Genomic DNA, 15,016 nt, shown 5'->3' with positions numbered 1-15,016 from the left:
ATGAACAAGGAGTATCAACATGCCCTATGAGCCCGACGACTATCTCTCCAGACACTTCCAGACCAGCGGTGCCGAGCTGGCGCAGAAAATAGACGAACTCTCGACCCTGGCCGTACCCGGCGGCAGCCCGAACCTGCCGCTGTATCGCGAAATGCTCACCACCGTGACGCGCATGGCGCAGGCCGACCGCAACCGCTGGGACGCCAAGATCATGCTGCAGACCCTGCGCGAGATGGAGCGCGCCTTCAGCACCCTGGAACAGTTCAAGCGCCGCCGCAAGGTCACCGTCTTCGGCTCCGCGCGCACGCCCGAGGACCACCCCCTGTATTCCCTGGCCCGGGAACTCGGCGCCACGCTGGCACGCTACGACATGATGGTGATCACCGGCGCCGGCGGCGGCATCATGGCCGCCGCCCACGAGGGCGCGGGGCTGGAAAACAGCCTCGGCTTCAACATCACCCTGCCCTTCGAGCAGCAGGCCAACCACACCGTCGAGGGCTCCACCAACCTGCTGTCGTTCCACTTCTTCTTCCTGCGCAAGCTGTTCTTCGTCAAGGAGGCCGACGCGCTGGTGCTCTGCCCCGGCGGCTTCGGCACGCTGGACGAAGCGCTGGAAGTGCTGACCCTGATCCAGACCGGCAAGAGCCCGCTGGTGCCGATCGTGCTGCTCGACCAGCCGGGCGGCCATTACTGGGAACAGGCGCTGAAATTCATGAAGGAACAGCTGGAAGACAACCGCTACATCCTCGCCAGCGACATGCATCTGGTCCGCCTGGTACACCGCGCGGAGGATGCCGCCGCCGAAATCGCCCAGTTCTACAGCAACTTCCACTCCAGCCGCTGGCTGCAGGACCGCTTCGTCATACGCCTGAACCATCCGCTGAAGCCGGAAGCCCTGAACCACCTGCACGACGCCTTCCCGGACATCTACCTGAGCGGTGGATTCCAGCAGCAGCCCTACAGCGAACTGGAAGAAGACGAACCGGAATTCGCCCATCTCACGCGCCTGGCCTTCACCTTCAACGGGCGCGACCACGGCCGGCTGCGGGAGCTGGTCAACTACATCAACCTGAAGGAAAACTGGGCTGGCACTCAATGAAAAAAGGTTCTTTGCGGATTACCGGAGAAAATCCGTAGGGCGGGTACAACCCGCCATTTCGGTGCGAAGAACCGGCCGGATTGCATCCTCCATACGCTTTGACAAAAAAGGCACCCGCTTGGGTGCCTTCTCATTCATTCGTATTCGTCCGGATCGCCGCGCCCACTCAGCAGGCGGCCGATGGCCTCCTGCGAATAGCCGCGATAAGCGAGGAAGCGTCCCTGCTGGGCGCGCTCCTTCGGGTCCGTCGGCGCGCGTCCAGCGAACTTGCGTCGCCACGTCTCGCGCAGCTGGGCGAACCAGTCGACCTCCGCCGTATCCAGCGCCCTTTCGATCTCATTGCGCGCCAGGCCGCGCTGGGCCAGTTCCTGGCGAATGCGCAGCGGACCGTAGCCATTGCGGGCACGGCTGGCGATGAAGCTTTCCAGATAGCGGGATTCGTTGAGCAACCCCTCCTCGGCCAGACGGTCGAGGGCGGGGTCTATGAGTTCCTGGGCTGCCCCGCGCTGGCGCAGCTTGCGGGACAACTCGGCGCGACCGTGTTCGCGACGCGCCAGGAGGTCCATGGCGGCCCGCCGCACGGCGACGGGATTGTCGAGCACGACCGGCATGGCGGGTATCAGTAGTCGAGGTCGGCTTCAGCGGCCTCGGCTGCCTCGGCGGCGGCCAGCTCGGCCTTGGTCGGAGCCGGCTGGTTTTTCAGCAGCTGCTCGCGGATGGCCTTGTCCAGCACCGCGCAGGCTTCCGCATTCTCTTCCAGATACTTGGCGGCATTCGCCTTGCCCTGGCCGATCTTGCTGCCCTGGTAGCTGTACCAGGCACCGGACTTCTCGATCAGCCCCAGTTGTACGCCCAGGTCGATGATCTCGCCGGTACGGTAGATGCCCTTGCCATAGAGGATCTGGAACTCGGCCTGACGGAACGGCGGCGCCACCTTGTTCTTCACCACCTTGACGCGGGTTTCGCTACCGACCACCTCGTCGCCTTCCTTCACCGCGCCGGTGCGGCGGATGTCCAGGCGGACCGAGGCGTAGAACTTCAGCGCGTTGCCGCCGGTAGTGGTTTCCGGGTTGCCGAACATCACGCCGATCTTCATGCGAATCTGGTTGATGAAGATGACCAGGCAGTTGGCGTTCTTGATGTTGCCGGTGATCTTGCGCAGCGCCTGGGACATCAGGCGGGCCTGCAGACCAACGTGGGCGTCGCCCATCTCGCCTTCGATTTCGGCCTTCGGCACCAGGGCCGCCACGGAGTCGACGATGATCACGTCGACCGCGTTGGAGCGCACCAGCATGTCGGTGATTTCCAGGGCCTGCTCGCCGGTGTCCGGCTGCGAGACCAGCAGGTCGTCGACGTTGACGCCCAGCTTGCCGGCGTAGTCCGGGTCCAGCGCGTGCTCGGCGTCGACGAAGGCGCAAGTGGCGCCCTGCTTCTGGGCTTCGGCGATGACCGACAGGGTCAGGGTGGTCTTGCCCGAGGATTCCGGACCGTAGATTTCGACGATACGGCCTTTCGGCAGGCCGCCGATGCCGAGAGCAATGTCCAGGCCGAGCGAGCCGGTGGAAATGGCCGGAATGGCCTGGCGCTCATGGTCGCCCATGCGCATCACCGCGCCCTTGCCGAATTGGCGTTCGATCTGTCCCAGAGCCGCGGCCAGGGCGCGCTTCTTGTTCTCGTCCATTGAATTCCTCACGAAGTCAGAGCGGCCGGACGGCCACGAACAACTGTATAATTAGACAGTATTATTCCACAGGGCAAGGCGGTCGCCTACCCCTGCAAAGGATTTTCCCCGTCGGCCAGCCGGAGCAGGCCGGCCAGAGCGGCTGCCACCGTCTGCTGGCGTACGGTGGCCCGATCGCCGGCGAACAGACGCTTCTCGGCGAAGGTCTTTTCGCCATCGGCCCAGGCCAGCCAGACGGTGCCGACCGGCTTTTCCGCCGAACCGCCATCCGGCCCGGCGATGCCGCTCACCGCCACGGCGAAATGCGCGCCGCTGCGTTCGCAGGCACCACGTGCCATGGCCTCGACCACCTCCCGGCTGACCGCGCCGACCTCGCCGAACAGCTGTTCCGGCACACCGAGCTGGAGGGTTTTCTGACGGTTGGAATAGGTGACGTAACCGGCCTCGAACCAGGCAGAACTGCCGGCGACCCGCGTGATCGCCTCGGCGATCCCGCCGCCGGTGCAGGACTCGGCGGTACTCACCTGCAACTGCCGGGCGAGCAGTTTCGAACCGAGGCGGGCGGACAGTTCGGTGATCGCGGATTCACTGATGGACACGACGCCTCCAGGGGCCAAAGAAGGTGGCGGATACCGTACACTACGCGCTTTTGCATATGAAAGCCGGACCGCCACCCGCAATGACCCAGAGCGACCTCTCCGCCCACACACCCATGATGCAACAGTACTTCCGGCTGAAGAACCAGCACCCGGATCAGCTGATGTTCTACCGCATGGGCGACTTCTACGAACTCTTCTACGAAGACGCGAAGAAAGCCGCCAAGCTGCTCGACATCACCCTGACCGCGCGCGGGCAGTCGGCAGGCAACGCCATCCCGATGGCCGGTATCCCCTTCCACTCCGCCGAGGGCTACCTGGCCAAGCTGGTGAAGCTCGGCGAGTCGGTGGTGATCTGCGAGCAGATCGGTGACCCGGCGACCAGCAAGGGGCCGGTGGAGCGCCAGGTGGTGCGAGTCATCACTCCCGGCACGGTCAGCGACGAAGCATTTCTCGACGAGCGCCGCGACAACCTGCTGGCCGCCGTGCTCGGCGACGAGCGGCTGTTCGGCCTGGCCGTGCTGGACATCACCAGCGGCCGTTTCAGCGTCCAGGAAATCCGCGGCTGGGAAAGCCTGCTGGCCGAACTGGAGCGCCTGAACCCCGCCGAGCTGCTGATTCCCGACGACTGGCCGCAGGGCCTGCCGGCCGAGAAGCGTCGCGGCGTGCGCCGTCGCGCACCCTGGGACTTCGACCGCGATTCGGCGCACAAGAGCCTCTGCCAGCAGTTCGGCACCCAGGACCTGAAGGGCTTCGGCTGCCACGAACTGACCCTCGCCATCGGCGCTGCCGGCTGCCTGCTGGCCTACGCCAGGGAAACCCAGCGCACCGCCCTGCCGCACCTGCGCAGCCTGCGCCATGAGCGCCTGGACGACACGGTGATCCTCGATGGTGCCAGCCGCCGCAACCTGGAACTGGACACCAACCTCTCCGGCGGCCGCGACAACACCCTGCAGTCCGTGGTCGACCGCTGCCAGACCGCCATGGGCAGCCGCCTGCTGACCCGCTGGCTGAACCGTCCGCTACGCGACCGCGCGGTACTGGAGGCGCGCCAGGAATCCATCGCCTGCCTGCTGGAGCGCTACCGCTTCGAAACCCTGCAGCCGCAGCTCAAGGAAATCGGCGACGTCGAGCGCATCCTCGCCCGTATCGGCCTGCGCAACGCCCGCCCGCGCGATCTGGCGCGACTGCGCGACGCGCTGGCCGCCCTGCCCGAGCTGCAGCGCGGCATGCTCGAACTGGAAGCGCCGCATCTCGGCGAGCTGGCCATCAGCATCCGCACCTATCCGGAACTGGCCGACCTGCTGGCCCGGGCGGTCATCGACAACCCGCCGGCGGTGATCCGCGACGGCGGCGTGATCAAGCGCGGCTACGACGCCGAACTGGACGAACTGCAGACCCTCAGCGAAAACGCCGGCCAGTACCTGATGGACCTGGAGGCACGGGAGAAGGCCCGCACCGGCCTGCCCAACCTGAAGGTCGGCTACAACCGCATCCACGGCTACTACATCGAACTGCCGCGGGTGCAGGCCGAGCAGGCGCCGGCCGACTACATCCGCCGCCAGACCCTGAAGGGCGCCGAGCGCTTCATCACCCCGGAGCTGAAGGCTTTCGAGGACAAGGCGCTGTCCGCCCAGAGCCGCGCCCTGGCTCGGGAAAAGCAGCTGTACGAGGAGCTGCTGGAACTGCTGATCGCCCAGCTCGCGCCGCTGCAGGACACCGCCGCCGCCCTGGCCGAACTGGACGTGCTGGCGAACCTCGCCGAACGCGCGCTCAACCTCGACCTGAATCGCCCGCGCTTCGTCGAGGAGTCCGGCATCCTGATCGAGCAGGGCCGCCATCCGGTGGTGGAGCAGGTGCTCGACACCCCCTTCGTCGCCAACGACCTGACGCTCGACGAAGACACCCGCATGCTGGTGATCACCGGCCCGAACATGGGCGGTAAATCCACCTACATGCGGCAAACGGCACTGATCGTGCTGCTGGCGCACATCGGCAGCTTCGTCCCGGCGGCACGCTGCGAGCTGTCGCTGGTGGACCGCATCTTCACCCGCATCGGCTCCTCGGACGACCTCGCCGGCGGCCGCTCCACCTTCATGGTGGAAATGAGCGAGACGGCCAACATCCTGCACAACGCCACTGATCGCAGCCTGGTGCTGATGGACGAGGTGGGCCGCGGCACCAGTACCTTCGACGGCCTGTCGCTGGCCTGGGCGGCGGCGGAACACCTGGCCCGCCTGCGCGCCTTCACCCTGTTCGCCACCCACTACTTCGAGCTGACCGTGCTGCCGGAAAGCGAGCCGGCGGTGGCCAACGTGCATCTCAACGCCACCGAGCACAACGAGCGCATCGTCTTCCTGCACCACGTGCTGCCGGGACCGGCCAGCCAGAGCTACGGCCTGGCCGTCGCGCAACTGGCCGGGGTACCCGGGCCGGTGATCCTGCGCGCCCGCGAGCACCTCGCCCGCCTGGAAACCACCAGCCTGCCCCATGAACTGCCGCGGCCGGTCAATTCCCACGACGCGGCGCCGGTGCAGAATGACTTGTTCGCCAGCCTGCCGCATCCGGTCATAGACGAGCTTTCGCGGGTCCGCCCCGACGACCTTACCCCGCGTCAGGCGCTGGATTTGTTATATGCATGGAAGATGCGAATCTGACGGACAGCCGAACAAGCTGCTAGAATCGCGCGCGCTTAGCCGCCCGCCTGAGGAGAAAATTAGAAAATGACCTTCGTCGTCACCGACAACTGCATCAAGTGCAAATACACCGACTGCGTGGAAGTCTGCCCGGTGGACTGCTTCTACGAAGGCCCGAACTTCCTGGTCATCCATCCGGACGAGTGCATCGACTGCGCGCTCTGCGAGCCCGAATGCCCGGCCCAGGCGATCTTCTCCGAGGACGAGGTCCCGGAGAACATGCAGGAATTCATCGAGCTGAACAAGGATCTGGCCGAAGTGTGGCCGAACATCACCGAGAAGAAGGATTCGCTGCCGGACGCCGAGGAGTGGGATGGCGTCGCCGACAAACTGAAGCACCTGGAGCGCTGATCTCCATCGAAGGCCCGCCAATGTGCGGGCCTTTCATTTTCTGCGGGCAAAAAAAGGGGCGGGGTTGAACCCGCCCACTCTTTTTTCCCTATTCCATTTGTTCCCTATTCATCTTCCTGATGAATCGCTTCCGGCGATGTCCCGACCGAAGTCCCTGTCGGCCTGCGTTTTTCCCTGTACGCAGGATCGATATTAGTCCTATAGCTTTACGGCACAAGGGGCGAAAGGGATGCAAGGAACGTGAACACCATCACGCCAAAATGAATTTCCCTTCAAAAGCAGAGACTTGAAAAAAGCGAAAAAGCCATACGGGGGAGATATCGGCGAAAACGTACAACACGTGTAAGCAATGACTTACATGGCATGAATAAAAAAGCCCGGAACGATCCGGGCTTTTTTGTGGTCTCGCTCACATTACTGGAACAATGCGTCGCTCGACAGGCCGTTCTTCTCGAGGATTTCCCGCAGGCGCTTGAGCGCTTCGACCTGGATTTGCCGCACGCGCTCGCGGGTCAGGCCGATTTCCTGCCCCACTTCTTCCAGTGTGCTGCTCTCATGGCCGCGCAGACCGAAGCGACGGATCACCACCTCGCGCTGCTTGTCGGTCAGTTCGGACAGCCACTGGTCGATGCTTTCGCTGAGGTCGTCGTCCTGCAGCAGTTCGCAGGGGTCGGTCGGCCGGTCGTCGGTGAGGGTGTCGAGGAGGGTCTTGTCCGAATCCGGCCCCAGCGACACGTCCACCGAGGTGACACGCTCGTTGAGCCCGAGCATCCGCTTGACCTCTTCCACCGGCTTTTCCAGAAGATTGGCGATCTCTTCCGGCGACGGCTCGTGGTCCAGCTTGTGGGTCAGCTCGCGGGCGGCGCGAAGATAGACGTTGAGTTCCTTGACCACATGGATCGGCAGCCGAATGGTGCGAGTCTGGTTCATGATCGCCCGCTCGATGGTCTGCCGGATCCACCAGGTCGCGTAGGTGGAGAAGCGGAAGCCGCGCTCCGGATCGAATTTCTCGACAGCCCGGATCAGCCCCAGGTTGCCCTCCTCGATCAGGTCGAGAAGCGAAAGCCCCCGGTTGACGTAGCGCCGGGCGATCTTCACCACCAGGCGCAGGTTGCTCTCGATCATCCGCCGCCGCCCGGCCGGGTCGCCCTTCTGCGCGAGGCGCGCGAAATGGACTTCCTCTTCGGGAGTCAGCAGTGGAGAGAAACCGATTTCGTTGAGATACAGCTGCGTGGCGTCCAGCGCGCGGCTGTAGTCGATATGCTTGTGTTGCTTGAGTGAGGAGAGAGAGGTGGCTTTGGGAGTGACCTGAAGCGAAACCCGCTCTTCGGCAAGCGTCTCTTCAAGGATGATGTCGGGCTCCAGGAGAAGCACCTCGTCATCGACGTCAAACTCCGGCCCTTCTTTTTTGAGTGCCATGTCGTTATCCCTTGCTGAGTTCGACAACAAGCCCAGGTGTGTCCATATCCTTGGGACACCGGAGCCCGCTCACCCACGCTGGGGAACAGCCGAAGTCAACGACGTGGCAGGTATTGCAGAGGATCTACAGGCTTGCCCTGGCGGCGAATCTCGAAGTGCAGCTTCACCCGGTCCGTTCCCGTGGAGCCCATTTCGGCAATGTTCTGACCGACTTTGACCTGTTGCCCTTCCCGCACCAGCAGCCTGCGGTTGTGACCGTAGGCGCTTACGTAGGTATCGCTGTGCTTGATGATCACGAGTTCGCCGTAGCCCCGCAAACCACTACCGGCGTACACAACCGTACCATTCGACGCAGCCAGAACAGGCTGGCCCAATTGTCCGGCTATATCAATCCCTTTATTCAAACTTCCGTTTGAGGAAAAACGACCGATAAGCGTTCCGTTCGCCGGCCAGACCCAGCCCGCCATACCGGCGGCGGAAGGCGAAGCGGCGCTGCCGACGGAAGATTGCGGGGCAGTGGCGATTGCCGTCGAAGAGGGCTTGCTCGCTGCTGCCGCAGTAGTGGAAGCCGGCTTGGCGGGGGCCACTGGCGCGACGGACGGCGATGTTTTGGCGACGGACGGCGCAGAGGAGCTGAAGCGGCTGCCGAAGCGGATCTGCTGGCCCGGGCGGATGGTATAGGGAGCGGGGATGTTGTTGTGCGCGGCCAGCGCCTTCCAGTCCCAGCCGTAGCGGAAGGCAATGGCATACAGCGTATCACCCGGCCGCACGCGGTACTGGCCGGAAGTCACGGCAGGCTTGCGGGCGACGCTGTCGTTGCGATCGACGACGCTGGCGCCGCCACCCGAAGAGCTGCAGGCCGCCAACAAGGTGCAAATGGATACCGCCAGCAGGGTTTGTGCGCCAGCCTTGATCCAGTTCCGTTGCCACAGGGTTGCGCTCGAGCTCACCCCTTCCCCCTTAATCCATGAAATCAGCCGGTGCTCAGCCGCCGGCGACGAATCAGTTCTGCAGTCCGTGGAGCAAAGGAACGAAACGCACGGAGTCCAGCACCTGGCGGCTGAAGCCATCTTCGTTGCGCACGATCAGCATCAGTTGCTGGACCTCGCCGCCGCCCACCGGAATCACCAGGCGGCCACCTGGCGCCAGCTGATCGAGCAGCGACTGCGGCACTTCCGCCGCGGCGGCGGTGACGATGATGCCGTTGTACGGCGCCAGGGCCGACCAGCCTTCCCAGCCATCGCCCCAACGAAAGACAACATTGCGCAGATTTAGCTCCCCGAGGCGCTCCTTGGCGCGATCCTGCAGGGGCTGGATGCGTTCCACCGAGAACACCCGTTCCACCAGTTGCGCCAGCACGGCGGTCTGGTAGCCGGAACCGGTGCCGATCTCCATCACCTTGTCCAGCGGACCGGCGGCCAGCAGCAGCTCGGTCATGCGCGCGACCATGAACGGCTGCGAGATGGTCTGGTTGTGGCCGATGGGCAGTGCGGTGTCCTCGTAGGCCCGATGCGACAGGGCCTCGTCGACGAACAGGTGGCGCGGCGTGCGGCGAATGACCTCGAGGACCCTGGCGTTGGACAGCCCCTCCTCGTAGAGACGCTGGATCAGGCGTTCCCGAGTGCGCTGCGAAGTCATGCCGATACCACGGCGCATCAGCTCATCGGTCATTGACCCAGTCCTCCGATCCAGTCTCCCAGACAATTGAACGCCTCATGGAAGGTACGGTCCAGCTGCAACGGCGTGACCGACACGTAGCCCTGCATGACCGCATGGAAGTCGGTGCCCTCGCCGGCATCCTCGGCATCGCCGGCCACGGAGATCCAGTAGCCCTCGCGGCCACGCGGGTTCACCACCTTCACCGGAGCGGCGGCACGGGCGCGGTGGCCAAGGCGCGTCAGCTGGATACCGCGGATGCGTTCCAGTGGCAGGTTCGGCACGTTGACGTTGAGCACCGTGCGTGGCGGCAGGTCGAGCCGTTCGTGGGCGGCGACCAGCAGGCTGGCGAAGTGCATCGCCGTCGGCAGGTTGTCCGGCAGGCGCGACAGCAGCGAGAAAGCGAACGCCGGGCGTTCGAGGAAGCGTCCTTCGATGGCCGCCGCCACGGTGCCGGAATAGAGCACGTCGTCGCCCAGGTTGGCGCCCAGGTTGATGCCGGAGACCACCATGTCCGGCTGATCCTCCAGCAGGCCGTTGAGGCCCAGGTGGACGCAGTCGGTGGGCGTGCCGTTGAGGCTGATGAAGCCATTGCTGAGACGCTGCGGATGCAGCGGCCGATCCAGCGTCAGCGAACTGCTCGCTCCGCTGCGATCCTGGTCGGGCGCGATCACGACACACTCGGCCTGACCGGCCAGCGCGTCGTAGAGCGCGGCGATACCGGGTGCGTTAACCCCGTCGTCGTTGGCAATCAGTATGCGCATTGAGTTTCCATCTGCCCCGCCGGCGCCAGGTCTACCAGTTCGCGCACGACCACGGTGGCGAAGCAGCCCGCCGGCAGGACGAATTCCAGTTGCAGAATGTCAGGGGCCGGATAATGCCATGCCAGCCCCTGGATGGGGAGGCGCAGAATGCGCCGTTCGTGCGCCATGTCCACTGCCGCCAGCCATTGGCACAGCTCCGGCTCGGCCGCCTGCAGCGCGCGCTCGATGTCGCCGGCCACGCCGCCGGCGGGCGACTCGCCCTTGCCCCAGAGCGGCCCGGTGGGATGCAGGTCCAGCGCGGCCAGGCGCGGGTCGCCGCAGTCGGCCTGGGTCGCCGGGAAGAAGCTGCGGCTGTCGGTGAACGCCAGCAGATCGCCTTCCTGCGCCTGCGCCCAACTGCCCGCCGCCACCCGCTGCGCGAGCACGCGGTTGAACAGGTAGCTGCGCGCCGCCGAAAGCAGCCGCGAACGCAGGTTGCGCTGCTCCGGTAGGCTGCCACGCTCGGCGAAACCGCGAGCGTCGAAAAGGTTGCCGCCGTCATGACCGAAACGCTGGGTGCCGAAATAGTTCGGCACGCCTTGCGCAGCGATGCGCTGCAGACGCTGCTCCAGCGCATCGCGATCGGCCTGCAGCGCAGTCAGGCGCAGGGTGAAACCGTTGGCCGAATGCGCGCCGCGCTGCAGCTTCCGGCGATGCCTTGCCTGACGAAGAATGCGCAGCGCATCGTCTTCCGCGGCGGAGAAATCGGGATCGCTCTTGCCCGGCAGATGCAGGCTGAACCACTGGCGGGTCAGCGCCTGGCGATCCTTCAGCCCGGCATAGCTGATCATCCGCAGCGGCACGCCGGCCACGCGCGCCAGACGACGAGCGGCCTCCTCGGTGTTCAGGCCGCGCTTCTCCACCCACAGCCAGAGATGCTCGCCCTCGCCTTCCAGCGGAATGTCCAGCACCTCGTCGACCTGGAAATCCTCGGCCACGGCCTTCAGCACCGCGCGACCGCAAGGTTCGCCATGGGCGCGCGGGCCCAGCAGTTCCAGCTCGGTCATGCGCGGACCAGCAGCGCGACCGAGTGCACCGCGATGCCCTCCTCGCGCCCGGTGAAGCCGAGCTTCTCGGTGGTGGTCGCCTTCACGTTGACCTGGTCCCGCTCGACACCGAGGTCGGCGGCGATGTTGGCGCGCATCGCCTCGATGTGCGGGGCCATCTTCGGCGCCTGGGCGACGATGGTGGCGTCGACGTTGCCGACCTTCCAGCCCCTGGCGGAGACCAGCGACATCACGTGGCGCAGCAGCGCGCGGCTGTCGGCGCCCTTGAACTGCGGATCGGTATCCGGGAAGTGCCTGCCGATGTCGCCCAGCGCACAGGCGCCGAGCAGCGCGTCCGACAATGCATGCAGCAGCACGTCGCCGTCGGAATGGGCGATGAGCCCGAACTTGTGGGGAATGCGCACGCCGCCAAGGGTGATGAAATCGCCCTCGCCGAAGCGATGCACGTCGTAGCCGTGGCCGATACGCATGAGAAAACGCCCTGTGTGGTACAGGGCGTCGATTCTACCGGATGCGCCGGCAGCTCAGCGACAAAGCGTCGCCGCATGGTGGCGCAGGTGATCCTCGATGAAGCTGGCGATGAAGTAGTAGCTGTGGTCATAACCCGGCTGCAGGCGCAGGGTCAGCGGATGACCGGCAGCCTCGGCCGCCTGGCGCAGCGCTTCCGGCTTGAGCTGCACGGCGAGGAAGTCGTCGCGCTCGCCCTGGTCGACCAGCATCGGCAGGCGTTCGCCGGCCTTCGCCAGCAGTTCGCAGGCATCCCATTCGACCCAGGCTGCGCGGTCCTCGCCCAGATAGCGGGAGAACGCCTTCTGCCCCCACGGGCAGTCGCCGGGATGGCTGATCGGCGCGAACGCCGACAGCGACAGGTAGCGCCCCGGGTTGCGCAGCGCACAGACCAGCGCGCCATGCCCGCCCATGGAGTGCCCGCTGATGCCGCGGCGGCTGGAGACCGGAAAGTTCTCCTCGATCAGCGCGGGCAGTTCGTGCACCACGTAGTCGTGCATGCGGTAGTGCCGTGCCCAGGGTTCCTGGGTGGCGTTGAGGTAGAAGCCGGCGCCGAGGCCGAAATCCCAGGCGCCATCCGGGTCGCCCGGCACATCCGGGCCGCGCGGACTGGTATCCGGAGCGACCAGCACCAGGCCGAGTTCGGCGGCGACGCGCTGGGCGCCGGCCTTCTGCATGAAGTTCTCGTCGGTGCAGGTCAGGCCGGAAAGCCAGTAGAGCGCCGGCAGGGCCGCTTCCGGCTCGGCCTGCGGCGGCAAGTAGATGGCGAATGTCATGTCGCAGCCCAGCACCTCGGAGCGGTGGCGGTAGCGCTGGTGCCAACCGCCGAAGCTCTTGGTGCTGGAAACGAGTTCAAGAGTCATGGAGCCTCCCAGTCAGTCGGCGGGAAGGCGCAATGCCTTCCCCGCCAGGCACTCAGTAATGGATGACCGAGCGGATGCTCTTGCCTTCATGCATCAGGTCGAAGGCCTTGTTGATGTCTTCAAGACCCATGGTGTGGGTGATGAAGGTATCCAGCGGGATTTCGCCCTTCTGCGCCTTCTCGACGTAACTCGGCAGCTCGGTGCGGCCGCGCACGCCGCCGAAGGCGGTACCGCGCCAGACGCGCCCGGTGACCAGCTGGAACGGACGGGTGCTGATTTCCTGCCCCGCGCCGGCCACGCCGATGATCACCGACTCGCCCCAGCCCTTGTGGCAGCACTCCAGCGCCGCGCGCATCAGGTTGACGTTGCCGACGCACTCGAAGGAGTAGTCCACGCCGCCGTCGGTCAGCTCGACGATCACGTCCTGGATCGGCTTGTCGTGGTCCTTCGGGTTGACGCAGTCGGTGGCGCCCAGTTGCCTGGCGATGGCGAACTTGTCCGGGTTGATGTCGACGGCGATGATCCGCCCGGCCTTGGCCATCTTCGCGCCGATGATCGCCGCCAGGCCGATGCCGCCGAGACCGAACACCGCCACCGTGGCGCCCTCTTCCACCTTGGCTGTGTTCAGCACCGCACCGATGCCGGTGGTGACGCCGCAGCCGAGCAGGCAGACCTTCTCCAGCGGCGCATCCTTGGAAATCTTCGCCAGGGAGATTTCCGGCAGCACGGTGTACTCGGAGAAGGTCGAGCAGCCCATGTAGTGGTAGATCGGCTCGCCCTTGTAGGAGAAGCGCGTGGTGCCGTCCGGCATCAGGCCCTTGCCCTGGGTGGCGCGGATCTTCTGGCACAGGTTGGTCTTGCCGGATTTGCAGAACTTGCACTCGCGGCATTCCGGGGTGTACAGCGGGATCACGTGGTCGCCCACCGCCAGCGAGGTCACGCCGGGGCCGACCGCCTCGACGATGCCGCCGCCCTCGTGGCCGAGGATGCAGGGGAACACGCCTTCCGAATCCGCGCCGGAGAGGGTATAGGCATCGGTATGGCAGACGCCGGTGGCGGTGATGCGCACCAGCACCTCGCCTTCCTTCGGCGGAGCCACGTCGACTTCGACAATCTCCAACGGCTGGTTGGGGGCAAAGGCGACGGCGGCACGGGACTTGATCATCTCTCGAAACTCCTGAGCATGGATTGAAGGCGCCCGCCTGGGCGAACGCGGACCGGCACGGGGCCGATCGAAACCGGGCGACGGAACCCGCCTGGCGAGTTCGTCGGAAGAAGGCGCAGGCCTCCCAACCTTGAAAGTGTAGAAAACCCCGTTTGAGCGAATAATCAGGCAATAATCAAAACATTATTGCCATCCAGGGATAATAGCCATGAATCGATGGGAAGGGCTGGACGAATTCGTCGCCGTGGCCGAGACCGGCCAGTTCACCGCCGCGGCGCAGCGCCTGGGGGTTTCCTCTTCGCACGTCAGCCGGCAGATCGCCCGGCTGGAGGAACGCCTGCAGGCCCGCCTGCTCTACCGCAGCACGCGCAAGGTCTCGCTCACCGAAGCCGGGCAGACCTTCCTGCAGCACTGCCAGCGTCTGCAGGACGCCCGCGAGGAAGCGCTGCGCGTGGTCAGCGACCTCTCCGCCGAGCCCAAGGGCCTGCTGCGCATGACCTGCGCGGTGGCCTACGGCGAACGCTACGTGGTGCCGCAGGTGAACGCCTTCATGGCGGAACATCCGCAGTTGCGGGTGGAGATCGAACTGTCCAACCGCCAGCTCGACCTGCTCCACGAGGGCTTCGACCTCGCCATTCGCCTCGGCCGCCTGAGCGATTCGCGGCTGGTCGCCACTCGCATCGCGCCGCGGGTGATGTATCTCTGCGCTACCCCGGAGTACCTGGAAAGCCACGGCCGGCCGCAATCGCCGGGCGATCTCGCGCAGCACAACTGCCTGATCGGCAGCAGCGACCAGTGGACATTCCTCGAGGACGGCCGCGAAACGCAGCACCGGGTCCAGGGCAACTGGCGCTGCAACAGCGGCCAGGCGGTGCTGGACGCCGCACTGCGCGGCTTCGGCCTGTGCCAGCTGCCCGACTACTACGTGCTCGAACACCTGCGCAGCGGGCGCCTGGTATCGCTGCTGGAACGGCACCGGCCGCCGAACACGGCGGTGTGGGCGCTGTATCCGCAGCAGCGGCACCTGTCGCCGAAAGTGCGTCAGCTGGTGGACTTCCTCAAGCTCGAGCTGCAGCGCATTCACCCGGTCCAGAGCGAGACGGCGCTGCCCTGAGGCAACCCCGGCAGCGCCAATCCGGCTAGAATTTCCGGTTTCCCGACCCTCCCACGACA

15 protein-coding genes are annotated in these 15,016 nt (G+C 65.4%); 4 read left to right on the top strand and 11 right to left on the bottom strand.

The features are described from left to right. Positions 1 to 19: 19 nt before the first annotated feature. Positions 20 to 1,099 (top strand): LOG family protein, encoded by a 1,080-nt coding sequence (locus BLR75_RS03975; protein ID WP_084310066.1) that lies wholly within the window; start codon positions 20 to 22, stop codon positions 1,097 to 1,099. 134 nt (positions 1,100 to 1,233) lie between these two features. Here the strand turns inward: BLR75_RS03975 and recX are convergent, their stop codons facing one another. The 3 genes from recX to BLR75_RS03960 form a co-directional block, all read right to left on the bottom strand. Beyond that, a complete protein-coding gene (gene recX, locus BLR75_RS03970) occupies positions 1,234 to 1,710 on the bottom strand; it encodes a recombination regulator RecX (protein ID WP_084310065.1) in 477 nt (158 codons plus the stop codon). An 8-nt stretch (positions 1,711 to 1,718) separates the two neighbouring features. Next, positions 1,719 to 2,780: a recombinase RecA gene (gene recA / locus BLR75_RS03965; protein WP_084310064.1), complete on the bottom strand. Its 1,062-nt coding sequence runs from the start codon at positions 2,778 to 2,780 to the stop codon at positions 1,719 to 1,721. A gap of 86 nt (positions 2,781 to 2,866) precedes the next feature. After that, complete coding sequence (locus tag BLR75_RS03960) at positions 2,867 to 3,379, bottom strand: CinA family protein (RefSeq protein WP_084310063.1); 513 nt, start codon at positions 3,377 to 3,379, stop codon at positions 2,867 to 2,869. Between the two features lie 80 nt (positions 3,380 to 3,459). Here BLR75_RS03960 and mutS point away from each other — a divergent pair, with 80 nt between their 5' ends. Continuing rightward, a complete protein-coding gene (mutS, locus tag BLR75_RS03955; protein ID WP_174688556.1) occupies positions 3,460 to 6,033 on the top strand; it encodes a DNA mismatch repair protein MutS in 2,574 nt (857 codons plus the stop codon). Positions 6,034 to 6,099: 66 nt separating this feature from the next. Next, entirely contained in the window at positions 6,100 to 6,423 is a 324-nt protein-coding gene (fdxA, locus tag BLR75_RS03950; protein WP_074985513.1) for a ferredoxin FdxA, read from the top strand. 414 nt (positions 6,424 to 6,837) lie between these two features. Here the strand turns inward: fdxA and rpoS are convergent, their stop codons facing one another. The 8 genes from rpoS to BLR75_RS03910 form a co-directional block, all read right to left on the bottom strand. Next, positions 6,838 to 7,842, bottom strand: a complete 1,005-nt coding sequence (rpoS, locus tag BLR75_RS03945; protein WP_084310062.1) for an RNA polymerase sigma factor RpoS — start codon at positions 7,840 to 7,842, stop codon at positions 6,838 to 6,840. A 95-nt stretch (positions 7,843 to 7,937) separates the two neighbouring features. Further along, the gene (locus BLR75_RS03940; RefSeq protein WP_371858104.1) at positions 7,938 to 8,756 is read right to left on the bottom strand and encodes a peptidoglycan DD-metalloendopeptidase family protein; all 819 of its coding nucleotides are present in this window, start codon (positions 8,754 to 8,756) and stop codon (positions 7,938 to 7,940) included. An 88-nt stretch (positions 8,757 to 8,844) separates the two neighbouring features. Beyond that, entirely contained in the window at positions 8,845 to 9,480 is a 636-nt protein-coding gene (locus tag BLR75_RS03935; RefSeq protein ID WP_090416000.1) for a protein-L-isoaspartate(D-aspartate) O-methyltransferase, read from the bottom strand. A 29-nt stretch (positions 9,481 to 9,509) separates the two neighbouring features. Further along, positions 9,510 to 10,262: a 5'/3'-nucleotidase SurE gene (gene surE, locus BLR75_RS03930; RefSeq protein WP_084310059.1), complete on the bottom strand. Its 753-nt coding sequence runs from the start codon at positions 10,260 to 10,262 to the stop codon at positions 9,510 to 9,512. Beyond that, complete coding sequence (gene truD / locus BLR75_RS03925) at positions 10,250 to 11,308, bottom strand: tRNA pseudouridine(13) synthase TruD (RefSeq protein ID WP_084310058.1); 1,059 nt, start codon at positions 11,306 to 11,308, stop codon at positions 10,250 to 10,252. The genes surE and truD overlap by 13 nt, the downstream gene beginning before the upstream one ends. Then, entirely contained in the window at positions 11,305 to 11,778 is a 474-nt protein-coding gene (ispF, locus tag BLR75_RS03920) for a 2-C-methyl-D-erythritol 2,4-cyclodiphosphate synthase (RefSeq protein ID WP_084310057.1), read from the bottom strand. The genes truD and ispF overlap by 4 nt, the downstream gene beginning before the upstream one ends. A 54-nt stretch (positions 11,779 to 11,832) precedes the next feature. Then, on the bottom strand, positions 11,833 to 12,678 hold the full coding sequence (fghA, locus tag BLR75_RS03915) for an S-formylglutathione hydrolase (RefSeq protein ID WP_084310056.1): 846 nt from the start codon (positions 12,676 to 12,678) through the stop codon (positions 11,833 to 11,835). A gap of 52 nt (positions 12,679 to 12,730) precedes the next feature. Then, on the bottom strand, positions 12,731 to 13,843 hold the full coding sequence (locus tag BLR75_RS03910; RefSeq protein WP_084310055.1) for an S-(hydroxymethyl)glutathione dehydrogenase/class III alcohol dehydrogenase: 1,113 nt from the start codon (positions 13,841 to 13,843) through the stop codon (positions 12,731 to 12,733). A gap of 208 nt (positions 13,844 to 14,051) precedes the next feature. Between BLR75_RS03910 and BLR75_RS03905 the strand changes: the two genes are divergently transcribed. Then, entirely contained in the window at positions 14,052 to 14,957 is a 906-nt protein-coding gene (locus BLR75_RS03905; RefSeq protein WP_084310054.1) for a LysR substrate-binding domain-containing protein, read from the top strand. The last annotated feature ends 59 nt before the right edge of the window (positions 14,958 to 15,016 follow it).

The organism is Pseudomonas jinjuensis, from assembly GCF_900103845.1.
In the GTDB taxonomy this organism is placed as follows: domain Bacteria; phylum Pseudomonadota; class Gammaproteobacteria; order Pseudomonadales; family Pseudomonadaceae; genus Pseudomonas; species Pseudomonas jinjuensis.
Note: the sequence above shows the minus strand (reverse complement) of the source record. Positions and strands in the feature narration are given on the sequence as shown.

Bases quoted from the DNA above. Each gene is read 5' to 3' on its own strand.
- BLR75_RS03975 (WP_084310066.1), top strand. From the start codon at position 20: ATGCCCTATGAGCCCGACGACTATCTCTCCAGACACTTCCAGACCAGC.
- recX (WP_084310065.1), bottom strand. From the start codon at position 1,710: ATGCCGGTCGTGCTCGACAATCCCGTCGCCGTGCGGCGGGCCGCCATG.
- recA (WP_084310064.1), bottom strand. From the start codon at position 2,780: ATGGACGAGAACAAGAAGCGCGCCCTGGCCGCGGCTCTGGGACAGATC.
- mutS (WP_174688556.1), top strand. From the start codon at position 3,460: ATGACCCAGAGCGACCTCTCCGCCCACACACCCATGATGCAACAGTAC.
- fdxA (WP_074985513.1), top strand. From the start codon at position 6,100: ATGACCTTCGTCGTCACCGACAACTGCATCAAGTGCAAATACACCGAC.
- rpoS (WP_084310062.1), bottom strand. From the start codon at position 7,842: ATGGCACTCAAAAAAGAAGGGCCGGAGTTTGACGTCGATGACGAGGTG.
- BLR75_RS03935 (WP_090416000.1), bottom strand. From the start codon at position 9,480: ATGACTTCGCAGCGCACTCGGGAACGCCTGATCCAGCGTCTCTACGAG.
- surE (WP_084310059.1), bottom strand. From the start codon at position 10,262: ATGCGCATACTGATTGCCAACGACGACGGGGTTAACGCACCCGGTATC.
- truD (WP_084310058.1), bottom strand. From the start codon at position 11,308: ATGACCGAGCTGGAACTGCTGGGCCCGCGCGCCCATGGCGAACCTTGC.
- ispF (WP_084310057.1), bottom strand. From the start codon at position 11,778: ATGCGTATCGGCCACGGCTACGACGTGCATCGCTTCGGCGAGGGCGAT.
- fghA (WP_084310056.1), bottom strand. From the start codon at position 12,678: ATGACTCTTGAACTCGTTTCCAGCACCAAGAGCTTCGGCGGTTGGCAC.
- BLR75_RS03910 (WP_084310055.1), bottom strand. From the start codon at position 13,843: ATGATCAAGTCCCGTGCCGCCGTCGCCTTTGCCCCCAACCAGCCGTTG.
- BLR75_RS03905 (WP_084310054.1), top strand. From the start codon at position 14,052: ATGAATCGATGGGAAGGGCTGGACGAATTCGTCGCCGTGGCCGAGACC.